At 62.5% G+C, this 17,533-nt stretch carries 18 protein-coding genes and 1 pseudogene; 11 read left to right on the top strand and 8 right to left on the bottom strand.

What is annotated here, in order from left to right:
- Nucleotides 1–186: 186 nt before the first annotated feature.
- From A9K68_RS22820 to A9K68_RS22810, 3 genes are read left to right on the top strand one after another with little or no spacing between them, the layout of a single operon-like run.
- Nucleotides 187–1,293, top strand: coding sequence for a peptidase C39 family protein (locus A9K68_RS22820; protein ID WP_065009818.1), 1,107 nt, complete (start codon nt 187–189; stop codon nt 1,291–1,293).
- The gene (locus A9K68_RS22815) at nt 1,290–2,753 is read left to right on the top strand and encodes a RimK family protein (RefSeq protein WP_065009819.1); all 1,464 of its coding nucleotides are present in this window, start codon (nt 1,290–1,292) and stop codon (nt 2,751–2,753) included. Before A9K68_RS22820 ends, A9K68_RS22815 begins: the two co-directional genes overlap by 4 nt.
- A 21-nt stretch (nt 2,754–2,774) precedes the next feature.
- Nucleotides 2,775–3,047 (top strand): DUF3303 family protein, encoded by a 273-nt coding sequence (locus A9K68_RS22810; RefSeq protein WP_029354458.1) that lies wholly within the window; start codon nt 2,775–2,777, stop codon nt 3,045–3,047.
- 23 nt (nt 3,048–3,070) lie between these two features.
- Here the strand turns inward: A9K68_RS22810 and A9K68_RS22805 are convergent, their stop codons facing one another.
- The 3 genes from A9K68_RS22805 to A9K68_RS22795 all read right to left on the bottom strand — a co-directional run bounded on the left by A9K68_RS22805 (nt 3,071) and on the right by A9K68_RS22795 (nt 6,765).
- Complete coding sequence (locus tag A9K68_RS22805; protein ID WP_065009857.1) at nt 3,071–5,206, bottom strand: EAL domain-containing protein; 2,136 nt, start codon at nt 5,204–5,206, stop codon at nt 3,071–3,073.
- Nucleotides 5,207–5,272: 66 nt separating this feature from the next.
- Nucleotides 5,273–5,905: an HD family hydrolase gene (locus A9K68_RS22800; protein WP_065009820.1), complete on the bottom strand. Its 633-nt coding sequence runs from the start codon at nt 5,903–5,905 to the stop codon at nt 5,273–5,275.
- Nucleotides 5,905–6,765, bottom strand: a complete 861-nt coding sequence (locus A9K68_RS22795) for a folate-binding protein YgfZ (protein WP_065009821.1) — start codon at nt 6,763–6,765, stop codon at nt 5,905–5,907. Before A9K68_RS22795 ends, A9K68_RS22800 begins: the two co-directional genes overlap by 1 nt.
- An 83-nt stretch (nt 6,766–6,848) precedes the next feature.
- On the opposite strand from A9K68_RS22795, the gene A9K68_RS22790 reads away from it, so the two are divergent.
- Nucleotides 6,849–8,180 (top strand): dihydroorotase, encoded by a 1,332-nt coding sequence (locus A9K68_RS22790; RefSeq protein ID WP_065009822.1) that lies wholly within the window; start codon nt 6,849–6,851, stop codon nt 8,178–8,180.
- A gap of 124 nt (nt 8,181–8,304) precedes the next feature.
- On the opposite strand, the gene A9K68_RS22785 is transcribed toward A9K68_RS22790, so the two are convergent.
- The 4 genes from A9K68_RS22785 to A9K68_RS22770 form a co-directional block, all read right to left on the bottom strand.
- Nucleotides 8,305–9,108 (bottom strand): hypothetical protein, encoded by an 804-nt coding sequence (locus A9K68_RS22785; RefSeq protein WP_065009858.1) that lies wholly within the window; start codon nt 9,106–9,108, stop codon nt 8,305–8,307.
- 102 nt (nt 9,109–9,210) lie between these two features.
- Nucleotides 9,211–9,468 (bottom strand): hypothetical protein, encoded by a 258-nt coding sequence (locus A9K68_RS22780; protein ID WP_029354447.1) that lies wholly within the window; start codon nt 9,466–9,468, stop codon nt 9,211–9,213.
- A gap of 310 nt (nt 9,469–9,778) precedes the next feature.
- A complete protein-coding gene (locus A9K68_RS22775; protein WP_029354446.1) occupies nt 9,779–10,156 on the bottom strand; it encodes a TIGR02301 family protein in 378 nt (125 codons plus the stop codon).
- A 48-nt stretch (nt 10,157–10,204) separates the two neighbouring features.
- On the bottom strand, nt 10,205–10,624 hold the full coding sequence (locus A9K68_RS22770) for an NUDIX hydrolase (RefSeq protein WP_065009823.1): 420 nt from the start codon (nt 10,622–10,624) through the stop codon (nt 10,205–10,207).
- Between the two features lie 122 nt (nt 10,625–10,746).
- Between A9K68_RS22770 and A9K68_RS22765 the strand changes: the two are divergent.
- Nucleotides 10,747–11,484, top strand: a pseudogene (locus tag A9K68_RS22765) (SOS response-associated peptidase); the annotation flags it as partial.
- 84 nt (nt 11,485–11,568) lie between these two features.
- Here the strand turns inward: A9K68_RS22765 and A9K68_RS31420 are convergent.
- Nucleotides 11,569–11,724, bottom strand: coding sequence for a hypothetical protein (locus A9K68_RS31420; protein ID WP_082982528.1), 156 nt, complete (start codon nt 11,722–11,724; stop codon nt 11,569–11,571).
- Between the two features lie 388 nt (nt 11,725–12,112).
- Between A9K68_RS31420 and cysS the strand changes: the two genes are divergently transcribed.
- From cysS to cimA, 6 genes are read left to right on the top strand one after another with little or no spacing between them, the layout of a single operon-like run.
- On the top strand, nt 12,113–13,585 hold the full coding sequence (gene cysS, locus A9K68_RS22760) for a cysteine--tRNA ligase (protein ID WP_065009824.1): 1,473 nt from the start codon (nt 12,113–12,115) through the stop codon (nt 13,583–13,585).
- Entirely contained in the window at nt 13,582–13,968 is a 387-nt protein-coding gene (locus A9K68_RS22755; RefSeq protein ID WP_065009825.1) for a VOC family protein, read from the top strand. Before cysS ends, A9K68_RS22755 begins: the two co-directional genes overlap by 4 nt.
- Before the next feature lie 4 nt (nt 13,969–13,972).
- Complete coding sequence (locus tag A9K68_RS22750) at nt 13,973–14,464, top strand: GFA family protein (RefSeq protein WP_065009826.1); 492 nt, start codon at nt 13,973–13,975, stop codon at nt 14,462–14,464.
- On the top strand, nt 14,461–14,937 hold the full coding sequence (locus A9K68_RS22745; RefSeq protein WP_082982530.1) for a GFA family protein: 477 nt from the start codon (nt 14,461–14,463) through the stop codon (nt 14,935–14,937). Before A9K68_RS22750 ends, A9K68_RS22745 begins: the two co-directional genes overlap by 4 nt.
- Nucleotides 14,934–15,890, top strand: coding sequence for a prolyl aminopeptidase (pip, locus tag A9K68_RS22740; protein ID WP_065009828.1), 957 nt, complete (start codon nt 14,934–14,936; stop codon nt 15,888–15,890). The genes A9K68_RS22745 and pip overlap by 4 nt, the downstream gene beginning before the upstream one ends.
- A gap of 2 nt (nt 15,891–15,892) precedes the next feature.
- Entirely contained in the window at nt 15,893–17,509 is a 1,617-nt protein-coding gene (gene cimA / locus A9K68_RS22735; protein WP_065009829.1) for a citramalate synthase, read from the top strand.
- The last annotated feature ends 24 nt before the right edge of the window (nt 17,510–17,533 follow it).

Genomic DNA, 17,533 nt, shown 5'->3' with positions numbered 1-17,533 from the left:
TTTTTTGTGCATGACCCTTTCCGAAAATCGATTTCGATTTTCGGGGTCATGCACCAGCCGAAACTGTCACAATTGAGCCCGAATCGAGGTGCGATAGCGCTTGACGGATGCTGGCGCTTCGGCTGTGTTGTCGACACTTCTGACCAGGGTCTTTTCCACAACCCAATCGAGGTTTTCCGAGCCCGCATGCCTGCCGAGATTCGCAAGGCCCGCGCGTCCGACGTCGATGACCTCGCCGTCATCGAGAAGGCTGTTTTCTCGAGCGACCGCATATCCCGCCGCTCCTTTCGCCAGCTGATCGAACGCGAAAGTGCCGAGCTGCTGGTTGCCGAAAGCGACGGCCGCGTCGCCGGCTATGCGGTCGTGCTGTTTCGCAAAGGCAGCGGCGTCGCGCGGCTCTATTCCATCGCCATCGGTCCCTTTTTCGGCGGGCTCGGCCTTGGCCGCATGCTGCTGGCATCGGCGGAGGAGACCGCCTTCGAACACAACCGCATGATGCTGCGCCTCGAGGTGCGCGAGGACAACAGCCGGGCCATTCGCATCTACGAGCAGAGCGGCTACCGCAAGATCGGCCGCGAACCGGGCTATTACGAGGACGGCGCCACGGCGCTGCGCTACGAAAAGACTTTGCGTGGCGACATTCCGGTCGCCACCAAGGTGCCGTTCTACCAGCAGACCTGCGAATTCACCTGCGGCCCGTGCTGCCTGATGATGGCAATGGCCAATTTCGAGCCCGGCTTCGTGCCCGACCCGGTCATGGAAATCCGTTTGTGGCGCGAGGCGACCACCGTTTTCATGATGTCGGGGCCTGGCGGCTGTGAGCCGTTCGGCCTCGCCGTTGCCGGCCACGAAAGCGGGCTCTCTGCCGAGATATATGTCTCCTTCCATGGCGCGCTGTTCCTGCAGTCGGTGCGCAGCCAGGACAAGCGCCGGGTGATGGAACTGGCGCAGGTCGACTTTCGCCGGCGCGCGGAACTTTACGGCATCCCGGTGAATTACCGTCCATTCGCCATAGACGATATCCGCACCGCGATCGCCGAGGGGAAACTGGTGTTGGTCCTGATCAGCGGCTTCCTGATGTTCGGCAAGAAAGTTCCGCACTGGGTGCTGGCCATCGGCGACGACGGCGACCATATCCTGATCCACGATCCCTGGGTCGAAGACGAGAGACAGGAGACCATTCTTGATGCCGCCAATATTCCCGTGCCTTACGGCATCTTTATGAACATGGCGCAGTTCGGCCGCGACGGATTGCGTGCCGCCATTACCCTCGGAAAGCGCGACAGACAATGACCTGGGTCATCCTTACCGGCCGGCAGAACGATCTCGATCAGGTGGCGACACCGCACAAGATCATCACCAATCGCGACTACCTTGCCCATCCGGCGCTGTTTCGCGGCCAGCGGCCGAAGGTCATCAACCTGTCGAACAATTACGGCTATCAAAGCCGCGGCTACTACGCCTCGCTGCTCGCCGGCTCGCGCGGACACAAGGTCATCCCGACGGTCGAGACGATGATCGACCTGTCCGAGCGCAAGCTCTACGATCACGCGCTGCCGGAGCTGGAACTCGCGCTCAACAAGTGCCGCAAGGATCTGGGCGGCGCCTTTCCGCAAAAAGTCTGCATCTTCTTCGGCATCGGCCCGTCGAGGATATGGGATCGCTTTGCCAAGCTTTTGTTCGATTGGTTTCGCGCGCCGGCACTGGAAGTCCACATCACGGACAGCTCCGAATGGGCGTCGATCCGCAAGATCAGCTTCCATCCGCTGGCCAGGATGACCGAGGAGGAAGAAAAGCGCTTCCTTCAGTGCCTCGAGACCTACACCAACCGCGAGTGGCGTGACACCAAAGGCCGCACGCCGGCGCGCTACACCTTCGCCACGCTGGTCGATCCGCACGAGGAGTTGCCGCCATCGGAGATCTCGTCGCTGCGCTACTGGGCCAAGATCGCCGAAAAGATGGGCGTCGAAATCGAGCCGATCACCAAAAAGGATTTGGCCAAACTCGCCAACTACGACGCGCTGTTCATCCGCGAGACCACTTCGATCTCCGACCACACTTATCGCTTTGCGCGCCGCGCCCAGCAGGAAGGCATGCCTGTCATCGATGATCCGCTGTCGATGATCCGCTGTACCAACAAGGTCTATCTTAACGAGCTGATGACCTACAACAAGGTTCCGGTGCCACCGACGGTGATGATCGCCGGCACCTCGGATCTCGAAGTCGCGGCGCAGACGCTGGGCTTTCCGCTGGTGCTGAAGATCCCGGACTCGTCGTTTTCACGCGGCGTCAAGAAATGCGGCACCTTCGAGGAGCTGAAAACGCTAGCCACCGAATGGCTGGAGGATTCCGATCTCTTGATCGCGCAGAAATTCATTCCGACCGAATATGACTGGCGCGTCGGCGTGCTCGGCGGCCAGCCTCTGTTTGCCGTGCACTATCTGATGGCCAAAAAGCACTGGCAGATCGTCAACCACAAGGCCAACGGCAAGCCCGACCAGGGCGGCATCAAGACCTTTACCTTGAAAGAGGCGCCGGCCCATGTCATCGAGACGGCGGTGAGGGCCGCGCGCTGTATCGGCGATGGCCTCTACGGGGTGGACCTCAAGGAGACCAAGGACGGTGTCTTCGTCATCGAGGTCAACGACAATCCCAACCTCGACCATGGCTGGGAGGATTCCGGCGAAAAAGATGAGGTCTGGGTGCGGCTGACCCAGTGGTTCCTGGAGCGGCTCGACCGGCCGGGGCGATAATCATCCGAGAGGGGGGCAGAGATGCTGTTTTTTGTGACCGAGGATTTTCGCGGCTGTGATCGCAAGGAGATCTACCGTCGCTTCCGCGACCAGGGCCGCCTGAAGCCGGACGCGCTTCTTGTGCACCACAGCTGGATCGCGGCGGATATGAGCCGCTGCTTCCTGCTGGTGGAGGCCGATGACGTCACGCTCCTGCAACAGTGGGTCGTCGAATGGGCGGATCTGGTCGAATTCGAGATCGTTCCTGTGGCGACGAACAAGGACATGGTGGAGGCATTGAGCGGACACCTTTGAATGGCTCGTCTGGCCTGTCGCACTTAGCCGGATTGCCTGATCGCGGCGCGCGATTTCGGCAGGGGATTGATGTCCGCCGCTTTCGACGGTGCGCCGATCAAATAGCCCTGGGCCTCGACGCAGCCTTCCCTGCTCAGGAACTCCAGCTGAGCTTCGGTTTCGACGCCCTCGGCGGTGACGGTGATCCCAAGTTGGGCACCGAGGCCGATGACCGTCCGCACGATCGCGGCCGTGTCGCGCTTGTCGATGTCGCGAATAAAGGAGCGGTCGATCTTGATCTTGTCGACCGGGAAGCGGCGGAGATAGCTGAGCGACGAATAACCGATGCCGAAATCGTCCAGCGCGATACGGATGCCGAGGTCGCGCAACTGGCTGAGCGTCTTGAGCACGGTATCGCTCTCATCCATCAGCACCGTTTCGGTGATTTCCAGTTCAAGCCGATCGGCCGGCACGCCGGAAAATGCCAGCGCGGAGATCACGCTGCGGGCAAAGGTGCCGCTTTTGATCTGCACAGCCGAGACATTGACCGCGATACGCAGCCCATGCGGCCAGCCCGCCGCAACTGTGCAGGCGTTCCTCAGCGCCCATTCTCCCAGCGGCACGATCAGCCCAATCTCTTCGGCGACCGGGATGAAGTCGTCTGGCGGCACCAAGCCGCGTGCCGGCGAGTGCCACCGCATCAGGGCTTCGGCGCCGACGATTTCGCTGGAAGCGATGTTCATGATGGGTTGGAAGTCGAGCTCGAATTCCTGCCGCCGCAGCGCTGCCTCCAGATCGGTTTCGAGTGCGCGTCGTGCCCGCACCATCGCATCCATGCCTGGCTCGAAGAAGCGATAGACGTTGCGTCCTTCGCTTTTCGCCCTGTAGAGGGCCATGTCGGCGTTTTTCAGCAGCGTGTCGGCATCCCTGCCGTCATTGGGGAAAAGGGCGATGCCAAGGCTGATGCCGATATGCATGTCGCGGCTTTTGTCGCGAAACGGCCTTCCGATGATGTCGACAATGCGTCTTGCCAGTTTTTCCGCGTCGCCGGCACCTTTGGTATTGGACTGAATGATGACGAACTCATCGCCGCCGAAACGAGCGACTACGTCCGTTTCGTTGCGTAGGCAACGTTGCAGCCGCTCGGCCACGCATTTCAGCAGCCAGTCGCCGGCCGGATGCCCCCAGGTGTCGTTGACGGCCTTGAAGCGATCGAGGTCGAGCGAGAATATCGCCAGGTCCGTGGCCTCATCCAAGGCCTGGTCGAGCCGTTCGCGGAACATTGAGCGATTGGGCAGGTTGGTCAGCGTGTCGTGATGCGCAAGGTGGGTCATGCGCTCTTCGACGCGGCGGCGCTCGGTAACGTCGTCGAAGGTTGCGACCCATCCGCCGCCACTCATCGGCCGTCGCACGACCAAAAGGGTTCTGCCATCGGCAAGATGGCGGTAGGTCGACCGCATTTCTCCCGCTTGAAGGCAGGCCGCGGTTTTCGAGATTTCGCTGTCGATGTCGATCTCTGCATAGAGACCCAGGCGGACGAGTTGCTCGAGCGCGTCGCGGTGGCCCATGCCAAGCGGAATGTCGGCCGGCGTCACGTGGTAGAGTTCCAGGAAACGTTCGTTGCGCACGATCAGCCTGCCGTCCGAGTCATACATCAAAAGGCCTTGCGACATGTTGGCGAGTGCTGCGTCGAAACGGCGGTGCTGCTCCTTCAGTTCCTGTTCGGCACGCCGTTGCTCGGTGATGTCCTCATAGATCGACACCCAGCCCCCTGAAGCAAGCGGCCGGTGCGAGATGTTAACTATGCGCCCATCCGACAGCGTTTCCTCATAGGTCGAAGGTTTCGCCTGGTCGATATAGGGCTTGCGGATGGCATAAAGTTCTTCGGCGCTGTGCGAGGCGACGCCGATGTCGACGCTGTGCTGGAGAATGTCGAAAAACCGGATGCCGGGCCGCACGATCTCGGCGTCGAGGCAGAAGATGCTGATATAATTGCCGTTGCAGATGATCATGTGCTCGTCGGCATCGAACATGGCCAAGCCATGCGACATGTTCTCGACGGCGGCCGAAAAACGATCATTCTGTTTGCGCAGTTCGTTTTCTATCCGTCGCGGCAGGCCTATGCCTTCGGCCCTCCGTCCGCGGACGGGCGAACCAGCCTTGGCATGAGTGACGGACATGAGGCGCGCCTGCAGACCGTGATCGAACACGGTACTGTTGTCCTTTCCGGTTAATTTACCGTTTTTTCAGTCGGCCGGCTGCACCGTTTGGCGCCGCCATTTCTCGATCGCCGCATACCGTTCGAGGAACGCGTTTTGCGCCCAGGTCACCGAACGCGGTGTGAAATCGAAGCGGTTGGCATTGAAGCCGCGCGGCCGGCCGAAGAATTCGGTCGCCTCGGCGGTGGAAAAGCCGGCAAGCAGCGTCGCCTCGAAATAGGCGGCGACCTGGTCGGCGCGCTTGATCTCCTTGCGCAGGCCCGCGCTAGGTTCGACCGGCAGCGAAAAGCGCAGATGGATGGCGCGCTGCAGCCTCAGCTCGCACTCCTTGTAGCTGCCGCCCATCACCGATTTGAACGGTGAGATCATGTCGCCGATGACATATTCCGGCGCGTCGTGCAGCAAAGCCGCCAGCCGCGCGTCGGCCGGGGCATCTGGCACCAGCTCGCCGAAAAGCGCCTCGACCAGCAGCGAATGCTGGGCGACGGAAAAGGCGTGGTCGCCGCTGGTCTGGCCGTTCCAGCGGGCGACGCGGGCAAGCCCATGGGCGATGTCCGAAATCTCGATGTCGAGCGGCGAGGGGTCGAGCAGATCGAGCCGCCGGCCCGACAGCATGCGCTGCCAAGCGCGCGGCGGCGCGCCGGCACGGTCGGCCGCCATCAGGTCTCCTCCGCGCCGACAGGTTGCTGCGGGAAGGTGAACTTCGCCCAGGCAGGGATGGCGAGCGACACAGGGACGTCTTCCGCCATGATCGGCTGGCCGGCTTCGAGCGCTGCCTTGACGCGGTCGATTCGGGCTATGGCGAGGCCTGCCGTGCCGGCGGCAGTGCCAAGCGTGCCGACCGGTCGCCCGGAAACTGTCAGTTCGGCGCCAGAAGCGGGCAGGGGCCGTTCGGCCGAAACGATCAGCACCCGCCGTCTGGCGGTGCCGCGATGCTGCATGCGCGAGACCACCTCCTGGCCGACATAGCAGCCCTTCCTGAAGCCGACGCCGCCGGTCTCGTCGAGCAGCACATCATGGGGGAAGGCGTCGCCGAGCGGATAGTCGCAGCCGCTTTCGGCAATCCCATGGGCGATGCGCAGAGCCTGCCATGCGGCCGGGTCGCCGCCGTCACCCGTGCCGCCATAACAGCGCGTCACGGACGCGTCGCGGAACCGTGCATCGGCAACCGGCGTTGAATCAGATTGCGAAGTGGTTGAATCACTTCCCCACGCGACGGTGACAAGCCCCTGATCTAACTTGGCGATCTCGACTTTGGCGCGCAATTTGTAGAGCATCAGCCGGCGCATGAAATCGTCTGATATATCGGCTCGGCATTCTAGGCGGAAGGAATTCTCGCCAGCGCGGGAGATCAGGAAGTCGAACAGGATCTTGCCTTGCGGCGTCAGCAAGGCGCCAGGTTTTGCTTCGCCCGCAGCCAGTGCGTCGAGGTCGGTGGTCAGAATGTTCTGCAAAAAAATCTCGGCATCCGGGCCTGACACGGAAATGAGGGCGCGGTCTTTCAACTGGGCAAAGGGCATGGGCGGAAAAAGAGCCTGATCTTGCAAAACAGTCGGCCATTACGTAAGCCGCTGACACTCCCCCCGCAAGAGACCGGATCAGCATGGCCACGACCTACAACCTCATCCTGACAGGCGGCACGGTGGTCAACCACGATGGCGAGGGCCGGCGAGACATCGGCATCAACGGCGGGCGCATCGCCGCCATCGGCGATCTCGGCCAGGCATCAGCCGGCGAGACGGTCGACTGTCGTGGCCTGCACATCCTGCCCGGCGTCGTCGACAGCCAGGTGCATTTCCGCGAGCCAGGGCTGGAGCACAAGGAAGATTTGGAGACAGGCTCGCGGGCAGCGGTGCTGGGCGGCGTCACCGCCGTCTTCGAGATGCCCAACACCAACCCGCTGACCACCAGCGAAGCAGCCCTTGCCGACAAGGTTCGGCGCGCCACCGGCCGCATGCATTGCGACTTTGCCTTCTGGGTCGGCGGCACCCGCGACAATGCCGGGGATGCCGGCGAACTGGAGCGGCTACCCGGTGCTGCCGGCATAAAAGTATTCATGGGCTCGTCCACCGGCGACCTTTTGGTCGACGACGATGAGGGCGTCGCCTCGATTCTGAGGAATACGCGCCGTCGGGCCGCGTTCCATTCCGAGGACGAGTTCCGGTTGCGCGAGCGGCTGAGTGAGCGCATCGAGGGCGATCCGTCCTCGCATCCGCTGTGGCGCGACGAGATCGCCGCATTGCGCTGCACCGAGCGCCTGGTGCGCATCGCGCGCCAGGTTCGCGCCCGGATTCACGTGCTGCACATCTCGACCGCAGAGGAGATCGCCTTCCTCGAACAGCACAAGGACGTCGCGACCTGCGAGGCGACGCCGCATCACTTGACGCTGAGCCTGGACGATTATGCGCGGCTTGGCACGCTGATCCAGATGAACCCACCGGTGCGCGGATCGCGCCACCACGACGGCATCTGGCACGGCATTGCACAAGGCATTGTCGATGTGCTGGGTTCCGACCACGCCCCCCACACGCTGGCGGAGAAGGCAAAACTCTATCCTGCCTCGCCGTCCGGCATGACCGGCGTGCAGACACTGGTGCCGATCATGCTGGATCACGTCAATGCCGGCCGGCTGACGTTGCAACGTTTCGTCGACCTGTCCAGCCACGGCCCGCAGCGTATCTTCGGCATGGCCAGGAAAGGCCGCATCGCCGCCGGCTACGACGCCGATTTCACCATCGTCGATCTGAAGCGCCGCGAAACCATCACCAATGCGCAGGCCGGCTCCAAGGCCGGCTGGACGCCCTATGAGGGCAGAGAAGTAACCGGGTGGCCGGTCGGAACAGTGGTCCGCGGCCGCCGCGTGATGTGGGAAGGCGAGATCGTCACGCCAGGGCAGGGCAAGGCTGTGGAGTTTTCCGAGGCGCTGCCGGTCTAGAGCGGCGGACTTTCAAATCGATCGGACCGCCGGTCTATCTCTTTCTTTGAGCATCGGCTTTCCCGAAGCGGGGACCCACTCCGATGCTCTAAGCGGGCTTGAGGGTAGGAAAGGGCAATGCCGCTCAATCCCCGGCGACGAAGAATGTCCACTGTCCGTCCGGCGTGATGCCGACGCGGTAGAAGATGTAGGCGCCGAACTGCTTCATGCTGTCGTAGTCGCCGGCGGTGACGATCTTGAACAGCTCGACCCGCTGCCTGGCGTCGAGCGTGTCCAGCGGCAGCGCGAAGAAATATGGCCAGACATAGAGCTCCTGCGGCGTGCCGGCATCGACATGGACATAGCCGGCACTGAGCACCTCTTCCAGGATGGCGAGGATCTCCTGGCCTTCCGTGTCGCCCGAAAGACCTTTCAGGAAGGTGATCGGGTCGCCTTCGATCTCGCTCAGCGACAATTGGGTCATCGTATCGCCCTGGCCGATCAACGGCCGGAGCTTTTCGATGTCGCCGCTCTTGCAGGCCTCGAGGATCAAATCGTGCATGCGCCTGACCGGCTCCGGCAGCTTGCCGAGATCGTAGACGACCTCGGGCAAGGGTTCATCCGGATCGGCTTGCGGATTGGCCATGCCACCATCGTCTTTTGGCCCTTCCGGTTCGACCTGTTCCCGCTCGTCGGGGGGCCTCGGCAGGTTGGTCGCAGGCGGTGTCGTGCCGAGCGGATCGGGCATCGGCACCGCGGTTCCGGGCGGCGACATGTCGTCATCGGCGGGCGGCGTGACTGGCGAGGGCAGGTCCTCGCGCTTGATTTCACTCAGCGCATAAGCAGGGCTGCTTGCGAGGCAAAAAGCCAGAGGGACCGCGGCGCAAAAAGCGACGAGCCGGATGCTGAGGGCCAAGCCGCGCGGCTGGCCTGACGTCGAAAAATTCACCGCCTGCCTCTCCATGATTCCGTCCAGATGCCCAGGCCCGCCCAGGTGCCCGGGGCATGACCGCCCAAGCGGCACGCCGTTGTCAAAGAGCCTGATGCCGGTTCAGTGCCGCAGCCGTCCTGGTTCGAAGGCCCCGGCTATCACCTTTTCACGCATGCGGTCGAGCAGGGCAAGGGCCGAGGTCTCGCCGTTGGCGCGCAGCATTTCACCGAACGCCGTTTCAAGGGCCGCCTCGGCGATGATTTCCGGCTCGATTCCAGCCGAAAGCCCTTCCGCCCAGGCCTCGCTGTGGCTTTCCACGGCGGTCAGGCGCTTTTCTTCCCTGACCAGCGCGTCGATGTCGTTGACGGCATGTTCCATTGCGATGTCCACCCTTTTCAAGCGGCGATCCGGCAGATGCGGATCAGGCTTGGGCTGTCCCTTTTTACACGCAGGTTAAGTAAGTACTTGTAAATACGACATTTCTGGGGGGTCGTTTCGACAAGGGCTCGTCACGTTTTTCAAACCTGCGTTCGATCCGATTCAAACTTAGCCGATTAGGCCGGCGAGCGGGATGAAAACCTTCAGTTTGAGTTAATTCCGCATCCGCGCCGTAACGTTTCGTTAATACCGTTGCAAAAGTGCAACACAAGGATTAAGGCGCCACCGGACAAGCAGCGAGGTGTCAAGGTCAGTTGCCGTAGCGCGAGGCGATGTCGCGCGAGAGCGTCTCGCCCTCCTTCATATAGCGGCTGATGGCTTCGGTCGCCGAGGCGGTACACTGCGTGTAGGTGCCGCCGAAGGAGCGGTAGCCGCGGTTGAAGCTGGCGATGAAGCGGGCGCGCCGCTCCGAGTCCGGATTTTCCGAAGCAATCAGCTTCTCCATCTCGACCCGCCACTGGTCGCCCTTCTCGCCGCACAGATTACGCAGGAAATGCAGCGATCCAAGCACCTCCGCCAGCCGCATCAGCCCCGGCTCGAACGGCGACTCGGCGGCCAGAGCCGGCCGCGCCCCGAATGCCGTACTGGCGGCGAGGCAAGCTGCAAGGAAAAGCGATGCGCGGATCATGAGTCTATGTGGCCAAACAATCTGTCGCCTGCAAGGCAATTTTGGAGGTTACGCCCCTGCATTCCTGAGCAATTCTTCGGCAACGGCAAACACCGAAGCGGCAAGCGGCAGCGCCGTCATTTCGCTGAGCGTATAGAAGGCGGCGTTCTCGGCGTCGTCGCTGGCCACGGGCTCGCCGCCGGCATAGGTAGCGCCGAACACCGTCAGCAGATAGTCGACCGGGTGCCCGTCGCTGCCGCCGTCGATGTGGATTTCCCGAAGTGCGCGGTAGTTTTGCGCATGCAACCCGGTTTCCTCCAGCAATTCGCGTTGCGCGGCTTGTTCCAGCGTTTCGCCGACCTCGACCTTGCCGCCTGGAAACGCGTAAAATCCTTGCGAAGGCTGCCGCGCCCGCTTGACCAGCAGCACCGTGTCGCCGCGGACAATGGCGACCGAGACAGCCGGGAGAATCTTGCGCATTTCGTCCATGGATCTCCGATCGTCATTCGCTGCAGCCGGTTGTGGACCGTCCAGCGTGAAGAAGCATTAGCGGTTGCGCAACGCCAGTTCCATCGCCACCTTCGCATCCGACCGTTTCAACGAGTTTAGCTATGTGCGGACGCTTTGCCTTGACCGCCACGCCGGACCAGACTGCCGCTTTTCTCGGTCTGGCGGAGCTGGAGGATTTTCCGGCCCGCTACAACATCGCCGACGCAGCCGGTCCTGATGGCGATTGCAGGCTTGCCGCATGCGCCAGGCTCGAACCAGCCCGACCGGCAGTCGATGTTGGTGCGTTGGGGGCTGATCCCGGCCTGGGTGAAGGACACGCGTGACTTTCCGCTGCTGTTCAACGCGCGCTCGGAGGGAGCAACGGAAAAGGCCTCGTTTCGCACCGCCATGCGCCATCGCCGCGCTTTGGTGCCGGCTTCCGGCTTCTACGAATGGCGTCAATCAGGCGGCAAGAGGGGGCAGCCCTATTGGGTGCGGCCGAGGCATGGCGGACTTGTCGCCTTCGCCGGGCTGATCGAGACCTATGCCGAGCCGGGCGGTTCCGAAATGGACACCGGCGCCATCCTGACCGTCAACGCCAATACCGACATCGCCCATAGCCATGACCGGATGCCGGTAGTGATAGATCCGCAGGATTTCGCCCGCTGGCTGGATTGCCGCCCCTGGAGCCGCGCGACGTGGCGGACCTGCTCAGACCGGCACAGCTCGACTTCTTCGAGGCTTTCCCGGTTTCCGACCTCGTCAACGAGGTCGCCAACACCGGATCGGAGATTCAGAAAAGGGGCGTCGTGGGGCCGGAGCCCCAAAAAGACCAGGCGCCAGAATCCGGCGCGGACGACAGGTTAGATGACCTTGTTCTAGCAGCTATTTTCCTGGCACATTCGGCGCCTCATTGCCGGCGCATGGCGTCGGCTGACGTCGCATCAGGCAGCGCGCGGCGATGTGATCTTTTGCGCCGGCTTTTTCTTCTTCGCGGTATGGAGAAGGGCGGCGACGATGGCGGCCGGCCCGATCGCCCGGTATTGGCTGGCGAGCGCAGGTTGCTTCGCGCTGCTGGAGTCCTGCTTGGTTCGGGGCATTTTTCTCTTCCCTGGTAACGTCTTCGTGTCCGCGTTTGCTGGCCGAATCCGACCAAATCGTGACATCTGGTGATCTAGCCGGCGAATGTTTCATGACTGTGCCGAGATGTTTAATAAAATGTTTCACTGCGTCATTACCTGTGATCCGGCGACTCTTTTGCCGAAAGTTGCGACTTGACGGCAACACTGGGTGAGGCGATAAAGCCGCTCATGAGAACGTCTTTCGCCATTTGTGGCATTTGCATTATTGGCTAGCTTCGCGCTGGTCCGGACGTTTTCGCCTATCTTCCTCTAGAGTGGACAAACGCCCCGGCCAGCAGGCTGGTGCCTGATTTGCGTCTCAGCGCAAGTGGCCCCAACCAAAAGGTAACGCACCGGGAAGGCACGAATGTCTGACGCATCGAAGGGCCTGCGCCTCTACAACACTCTGACGCGGACGAAGGAGGATTTCTTCCCGATCGATCCGCGCAATGTGCGCATGTATGTCTGCGGCCCGACGGTCTACGACTTTGCCCATATCGGCAACGCGCGGCCAGTGATCGTCTTCGACGTGCTGTTCCGTCTGCTGCGCCATCTCTACGGGCAAGCGCACGTCACCTATGTGCGCAACATCACGGATGTCGACGACAAGATCAACGACCGCGCACTGCGCGATTTCGGCGGCGAAATTGCCTCGGGAAAGCTGTCGCTGAACGAGGCGATCCGGCGCGTCACCGAAAAAACCGCCGACCAGTTCCACAAGGATGTGGCGACGCTCGGCTGCCTGGAACCGACAGTCGAGCCGCGCGCCACCGAATTCGTCGAGCCGCGCGCCGATGGCAAAGTCGACATGATCTCCTTGATTCAACGGTTGATCGAACGCCGCCATGCTTATGTTGCGGCAGGCGAAGTTCTGTTCGACACGGCCTCGATGCCGGACTACGGCCAATTGTCGAATCGCAATCTCGACGAACAGCAGGCCGGCGCTCGCGTCGCCGTCGATCCCCACAAGAAGAACCCTGGCGATTTCGTGCTGTGGAAGCTGTCCTCGCCGGAAGAGCCGGGCTGGGACAGCCCGTGGGGCAGAGGCCGGCCGGGCTGGCACATTGAGTGCTCGGCGATGTCGGCCGCCTATCTCGGCGAGGTCTTCGACATCCATGGCGGCGGGCTCGACCTGATCTTCCCGCACCACGAAAACGAGATCGCCCAGTCGCGCTGCGCCCACGGCACTGACGTAATGGCCAAGGTATGGATGCACAACGGCTTCCTGCAGGTCGAGGGGCAGAAGATGTCCAAGAGCCTGGGCAACTTCTACTCGATCAACGAGTTGCTGGAGACGGATACCTTTGGCGGCCGCAAATGGCCAGGCGAGGTGCTCAGGCTGGCGATGCTGATGACGCATTATCGCGAGCCGATCGACTTTTCCGTGCGCAAGCTGGAAGAGGCGGAAAACACGCTGCGCAAATGGAAGCGGGCGGCGGATCTGGCACCGGCGGCGGCAAAGCAATTGCCGGTGGAAGTGGTGGAAGCCCTGTCGGACGATCTCGCAACCTATTCTGCGTTCCAGGTGCTGACGCAGTTGGCCGGTGAGGCTGTAGATTTCAGTGCTGCCGGTGGCGGCAAGCCTGCCGCAGCGGGCAACGATGCTGCCGCTTCGCTGAAGGCGGCGTTGCTGTTCCTCGGCTTCGACGTCACGCCGACCAAGGTCGATGAAGACGCCATCGCCAGGGCGATCGCCAAACGGCTCGCACTGATCGCCGCCGGAAATTGGGCCGAGGCCGACCGCATCCGTGCCGACTTGCTGGCGCAAGGTATTCAGTTGAAGGACGGCAAAGACCCCGTCACCGGCGCCCGCATCACCACTTGGGAGGTAAAAAGATGATCGATCATCTTGGCATCACCGTTTCTGATTTCGACGCTTCCAAGGTGTTCTATGACAAGGCGATGGCGCCGCTCGGTGCCGCGCTCCTCTATATGGTGCCGCAGGAATATACCGGCGGCGCCAAGGTCGGCGGCTATGGCCGGGACCGGCCGGTGTTCTGGCTGCATCAAAGCAAGGACAAGCCGAAGGACCGTCAGCACGTCGCCTTCACTGCGCGAAGCCGCGCCGAGGTCGACGCCTTCTACGCAGCCGCAATCGCCGCCGGCGGCAAGGACAATGGCGGGCCTGGCCTGCGTCCGCACTATCACGCGAACTACTATGGCGCCTTTGTCTTCGACCCCGACGGCAACAATATCGAAGCCGTCTGCCATGCCGCGGAGTGAAGCAATGAGTCTAGACAACAGACCGGTCTACACAGGCGGTTGCCAGTGCGGCGCCGTGCGCTTCCGTGTCGAAGGCGCGCTGGGTGATGCCTCCGTCTGCCATTGCCGCATGTGCCAGAAGGCAAGCGGCAATTTCTACCTGCCGCTGGTGTCGGTGCGTGGCGCAAAACTCGACTGGATGCGCGGCGAGCCCAAACGCTTCCGCTCGTCCAACGCCGCATTGCGCGGCTTCTGCGCCGATTGCGGCACCCCGCTGACCTTCGAGGCGCCCGAGGGTATCGCGCTCGCCATCGCCGCCTTCGACGCTCCGCAGGAGATCGCGCCGACCATCCAGTGGGGTACCGAAGCAAAGCTCCCCTACGTCGACCGCATCCACGAATTGCCCGGCGAGGACACGATGGCCGATATCTCGTCAGCCTCCTATCTCGCCGATCTCGTCTCCTACCAGCATCCCGACCACGACACCGAACAATGGCCGCCGGAGGAAAGATCATGACCGAAACCGTTCGAACCGGCGGCTGCCAGTGCGGCGCCGTGCGTTTCCGCATCCGTGGGGCGCTTGGGCGCCCGTCCATCTGCCATTGCCGTATGTGCCAGAAGCAGTTTGGTTCCTTCTTCGGCGCACTGGTGACGGTGCCCAAGGACGGCGTCGAATGGGTCCGTGAGGAGCCGAGCTATTTTCAGTCGTCGGTCAATATCGATCGCGGGTTCTGCGCCCGCTGCGGCACGCCGCTGACCTATCGGCAGCCCGGCGGGCTTGAGATCGCCATCGGCGCTTTTGACGATCGCTCCGACCTCGCGCCGCAGATCCAGGTCAACTACGCCGCGCGGCTGCCCTGGGTGGAGAAGATCTTCGAGGCGCCGGTCCATGACGATCCTGATTACTACACCCGGCAGGAGCAGATCATCTCCTTCCAGCATCCGGATCACGAGACGGCCAACTGGCCGCAGCAGGGCCTGAAATTATGAGCAGTGAACTCCGCACCCTCTACCCAGAGATCGAGGCTTTCGAGTCAGGCATGCTCAATGTAGGCGACGGCCATCAGGTCTATTGGGAGCGGTCCGGCACCAGGGGTGCCAAGCCGGCTGTGTTCCTGCATGGCGGACCGGGCGGTACCATCTCGCCAAAGCACCGGCGACTGTTCGATCCGAAGCTTTACGATGTCATACTGTTCGATCAGCGCGGCTGCGGAAAGTCGACGCCCAACGCCTCGCTCGAGGCCAACACCACCTGGCATCTGGTCGCCGACATGGAGCGCCTGCGCGACATGTGCGGCTTCGACAAATGGCTGGTGTTCGGCGGCTCGTGGGGATCGACACTGGCGCTAGCCTATGCCGAGACACACCCCGAACATGTGAGCGAGCTGGTCGTGCGCGGCATCTATACGCTGACGCGTGCGGAACTCGAATGGTATTACCAGTTTGGCGTCTCGGAAATGTTCCCCGACAAATGGGAGCGCTTCCTGGCGCCGATCCCCGAGGCCGAGCGCGGCGACATGATGGCCGCCTATCGCAAGCGGCTGGTCGGCAGCGACCGCAAGGCGCAGGTCGAGGCCGCCCGCGCCTGGAGCCTGTGGGAGGGCGAGACGATCACGCTATTGCCCGATCCGGAAACCAGCAGCCGGTTTGGCGAAGACGACTATGCCGTGGCCTTCGCCCGCATCGAGAACCACTATTTCGTCCATGCCGGCTGGCTGGAGGAAGGGCAACTGCTGCGTGATGCGTTCAAGTTGAAGGACATCCCCGGCACCATCGTTCATGGCCGCTACGACATGCCGTGCCCGGCGCGCTATGCCTGGGCGCTGCACAAGGCGTGGCCGAAAGCGGATTTCCACCTGATCGAGGGCGCCGGCCATGCCTATTCGGAGCCGGGCATCCTCGACCGGTTGATCCGGGCGACGGATCGGTTTGCGGGGAAATGATCATGGGCCGCGAGCGCCTCTATCTCTTCGACACGACACTGCGTGATGGCCAGCAAACACCGGGTATCGACTTTTCAGTCGAGGACAAGATCGCCATCGCCGGGCTGCTCGACGAGTTCGGCATGGACTATGTCGAGGGCGGCTATCCCGGCGCCAACCCGACCGACACCGCCTTCTTCGCCGAGCCCCGCACGGCCAGTGCCAAATTCGTCGCCTTCGGCATGACCAAGCGGGCTGGGGTGTCGGCTTCGAACGATCCAGGCCTTGCCGCATTGGTCCAGTCGAAGTCGGACGCCATTTGCTTTGTCGCCAAGAGCTGGGACTACCATGTCCGCATCGCGCTGGGCTGCACGAACGAGGAAAACCTCGAAGCGATCAAGGCCTCGGTCGAAGCGGCGATTGCCTCGGCCAAGGAAGCACTGGTTGATTGCGAGCATTTCTTCGACGGCTTCAATGCCAATACCTCCTATGCGCTGGCCTGCGCTAGGACCGCTTACGACGCCGGCGCGCGCTGGGTGGTGCTATGCGACACCAATGGCGGCACGCAGCCGTCGGAAGTGCGCGCCATCGTCGAGAAGGTCATCGCCTCAGGCATTCCCGGAGACCATCTCGGCATCCATGCCCATGACGACACCGGCCAGGCGGTGGCGAATTCGCTGGCCGCCGTCGAGGCCGGCGTGCGCCAGATCCAGGGCACGCTGAACGGCATCGGCGAGCGCTGCGGCAACGCCAATCTGATCTCGATCGTGCCGACGCTGGCGCTGAAGCCGGCCTTTTCCAACCGCTTCGAGACAGGCATTTCGGCCGAAGCGTTGGCCGGAATATCGCGCCTTTCCCGGGCCTTTGACGAATTGCTGAACCGCGCGCCGGAAGCGCAGGCGCCCTATGTCGGCGCTTCCGCCTTCGCCACCAAGGCCGGCATCCATGCCTCGGCGCTGGCCAAGGAGCCGGCCACCTACGAGCATGTGCCGCCGGAAGCGGTTGGCAATCGCCGCCGCGTCATGGTCTCGGACCAGGGCGGCAAGGCCAATTTCCTCGCCGAGTTGAAGCGGCGCGGCATCGACATGCCGAAAGACGACCACCGGCTCGACGCACTGATCGCTGTGGTCAAGGAGCGCGAGGCCGAAGGCTATGCGTATGAGGGCGCCGATGCCAGCTTCGAGCTTCTGGCGCGCAAGATGCTGCACGGCCTGCCGGAATTCTTCAGCGTCACATCGTTTCGCTGCATGGTCGAGCGCCGCTTCGACGCCAACGGCCAGCTGAAGACGGTCTCGGAGGCGATCGTCAAGGTGATGGTCGACGGCGAGGAGAAGATGTCGGTGGCCGAAGGACACGGCCCGGTCAATGCGCTCGACATCGCGCTGCGCAAGGATCTCGGAAAATTCCAGAACGAGATCGCCGACCTCGAACTTGCCGACTTCAAGGTGCGTATCCTCAATGGTGGCACCGAGGCGATCACCCGCGTGCTGATCGAATCGCATGACGCAACCGGCGCCCGCTGGTGGACGGTCGGCGTCTCAGAAAACATCATCGACGCTTCGTTCCAGGCGCTGATGGATTCGATCGTCTACAAGCTGATGAAGAACCGCGAGATGGCCGGGCTGGTCGCGGCGGAGTAGGATTGAACCATCAGCGAAAGTCCA

It is taken from the genome of Mesorhizobium sp. AA22, from assembly GCF_001672375.2.
Classification (GTDB): Bacteria; Pseudomonadota; Alphaproteobacteria; order Rhizobiales; family Rhizobiaceae; genus Mesorhizobium; species Mesorhizobium wenxiniae.
The sequence above is the reverse complement of the archived record's forward strand: the minus strand, read 5'-3'. Positions and strand labels throughout refer to the sequence as shown.

What these genes read in the sequence shown, in the direction of transcription:
- A9K68_RS22745 (WP_082982530.1), top strand. Translation starts at nt 14,461, where the DNA reads ATGACCGAAACCGTTCGAACCGGCGGCTGCCAGTGCGGCGCCGTGCGT.
- A9K68_RS22755 (WP_065009825.1), top strand. Translation starts at nt 13,582, where the DNA reads ATGATCGATCATCTTGGCATCACCGTTTCTGATTTCGACGCTTCCAAG.
- A9K68_RS22815 (WP_065009819.1), top strand. Translation starts at nt 1,290, where the DNA reads ATGACCTGGGTCATCCTTACCGGCCGGCAGAACGATCTCGATCAGGTG.
- A9K68_RS22750 (WP_065009826.1), top strand. Translation starts at nt 13,973, where the DNA reads ATGAGTCTAGACAACAGACCGGTCTACACAGGCGGTTGCCAGTGCGGC.
- A9K68_RS22800 (WP_065009820.1), bottom strand. Translation starts at nt 5,905, where the DNA reads ATGGCGGCCGACCGTGCCGGCGCGCCGCCGCGCGCTTGGCAGCGCATG.
- A9K68_RS22820 (WP_065009818.1), top strand. Translation starts at nt 187, where the DNA reads ATGCCTGCCGAGATTCGCAAGGCCCGCGCGTCCGACGTCGATGACCTC.
- cysS (WP_065009824.1), top strand. Translation starts at nt 12,113, where the DNA reads ATGTCTGACGCATCGAAGGGCCTGCGCCTCTACAACACTCTGACGCGG.
- pip (WP_065009828.1), top strand. Translation starts at nt 14,934, where the DNA reads ATGAGCAGTGAACTCCGCACCCTCTACCCAGAGATCGAGGCTTTCGAG.
- A9K68_RS22795 (WP_065009821.1), bottom strand. Translation starts at nt 6,765, where the DNA reads ATGCCCTTTGCCCAGTTGAAAGACCGCGCCCTCATTTCCGTGTCAGGC.
- A9K68_RS22780 (WP_029354447.1), bottom strand. Translation starts at nt 9,468, where the DNA reads ATGGAACATGCCGTCAACGACATCGACGCGCTGGTCAGGGAAGAAAAG.
- A9K68_RS22770 (WP_065009823.1), bottom strand. Translation starts at nt 10,624, where the DNA reads ATGGACGAAATGCGCAAGATTCTCCCGGCTGTCTCGGTCGCCATTGTC.
- A9K68_RS22790 (WP_065009822.1), top strand. Translation starts at nt 6,849, where the DNA reads ATGGCCACGACCTACAACCTCATCCTGACAGGCGGCACGGTGGTCAAC.
- cimA (WP_065009829.1), top strand. Translation starts at nt 15,893, where the DNA reads ATGGGCCGCGAGCGCCTCTATCTCTTCGACACGACACTGCGTGATGGC.
- A9K68_RS22810 (WP_029354458.1), top strand. Translation starts at nt 2,775, where the DNA reads ATGCTGTTTTTTGTGACCGAGGATTTTCGCGGCTGTGATCGCAAGGAG.
- A9K68_RS31420 (WP_082982528.1), bottom strand. Translation starts at nt 11,724, where the DNA reads ATGCCCCGAACCAAGCAGGACTCCAGCAGCGCGAAGCAACCTGCGCTC.
- A9K68_RS22775 (WP_029354446.1), bottom strand. Translation starts at nt 10,156, where the DNA reads ATGATCCGCGCATCGCTTTTCCTTGCAGCTTGCCTCGCCGCCAGTACG.
- A9K68_RS22805 (WP_065009857.1), bottom strand. Translation starts at nt 5,206, where the DNA reads ATGTCCGTCACTCATGCCAAGGCTGGTTCGCCCGTCCGCGGACGGAGG.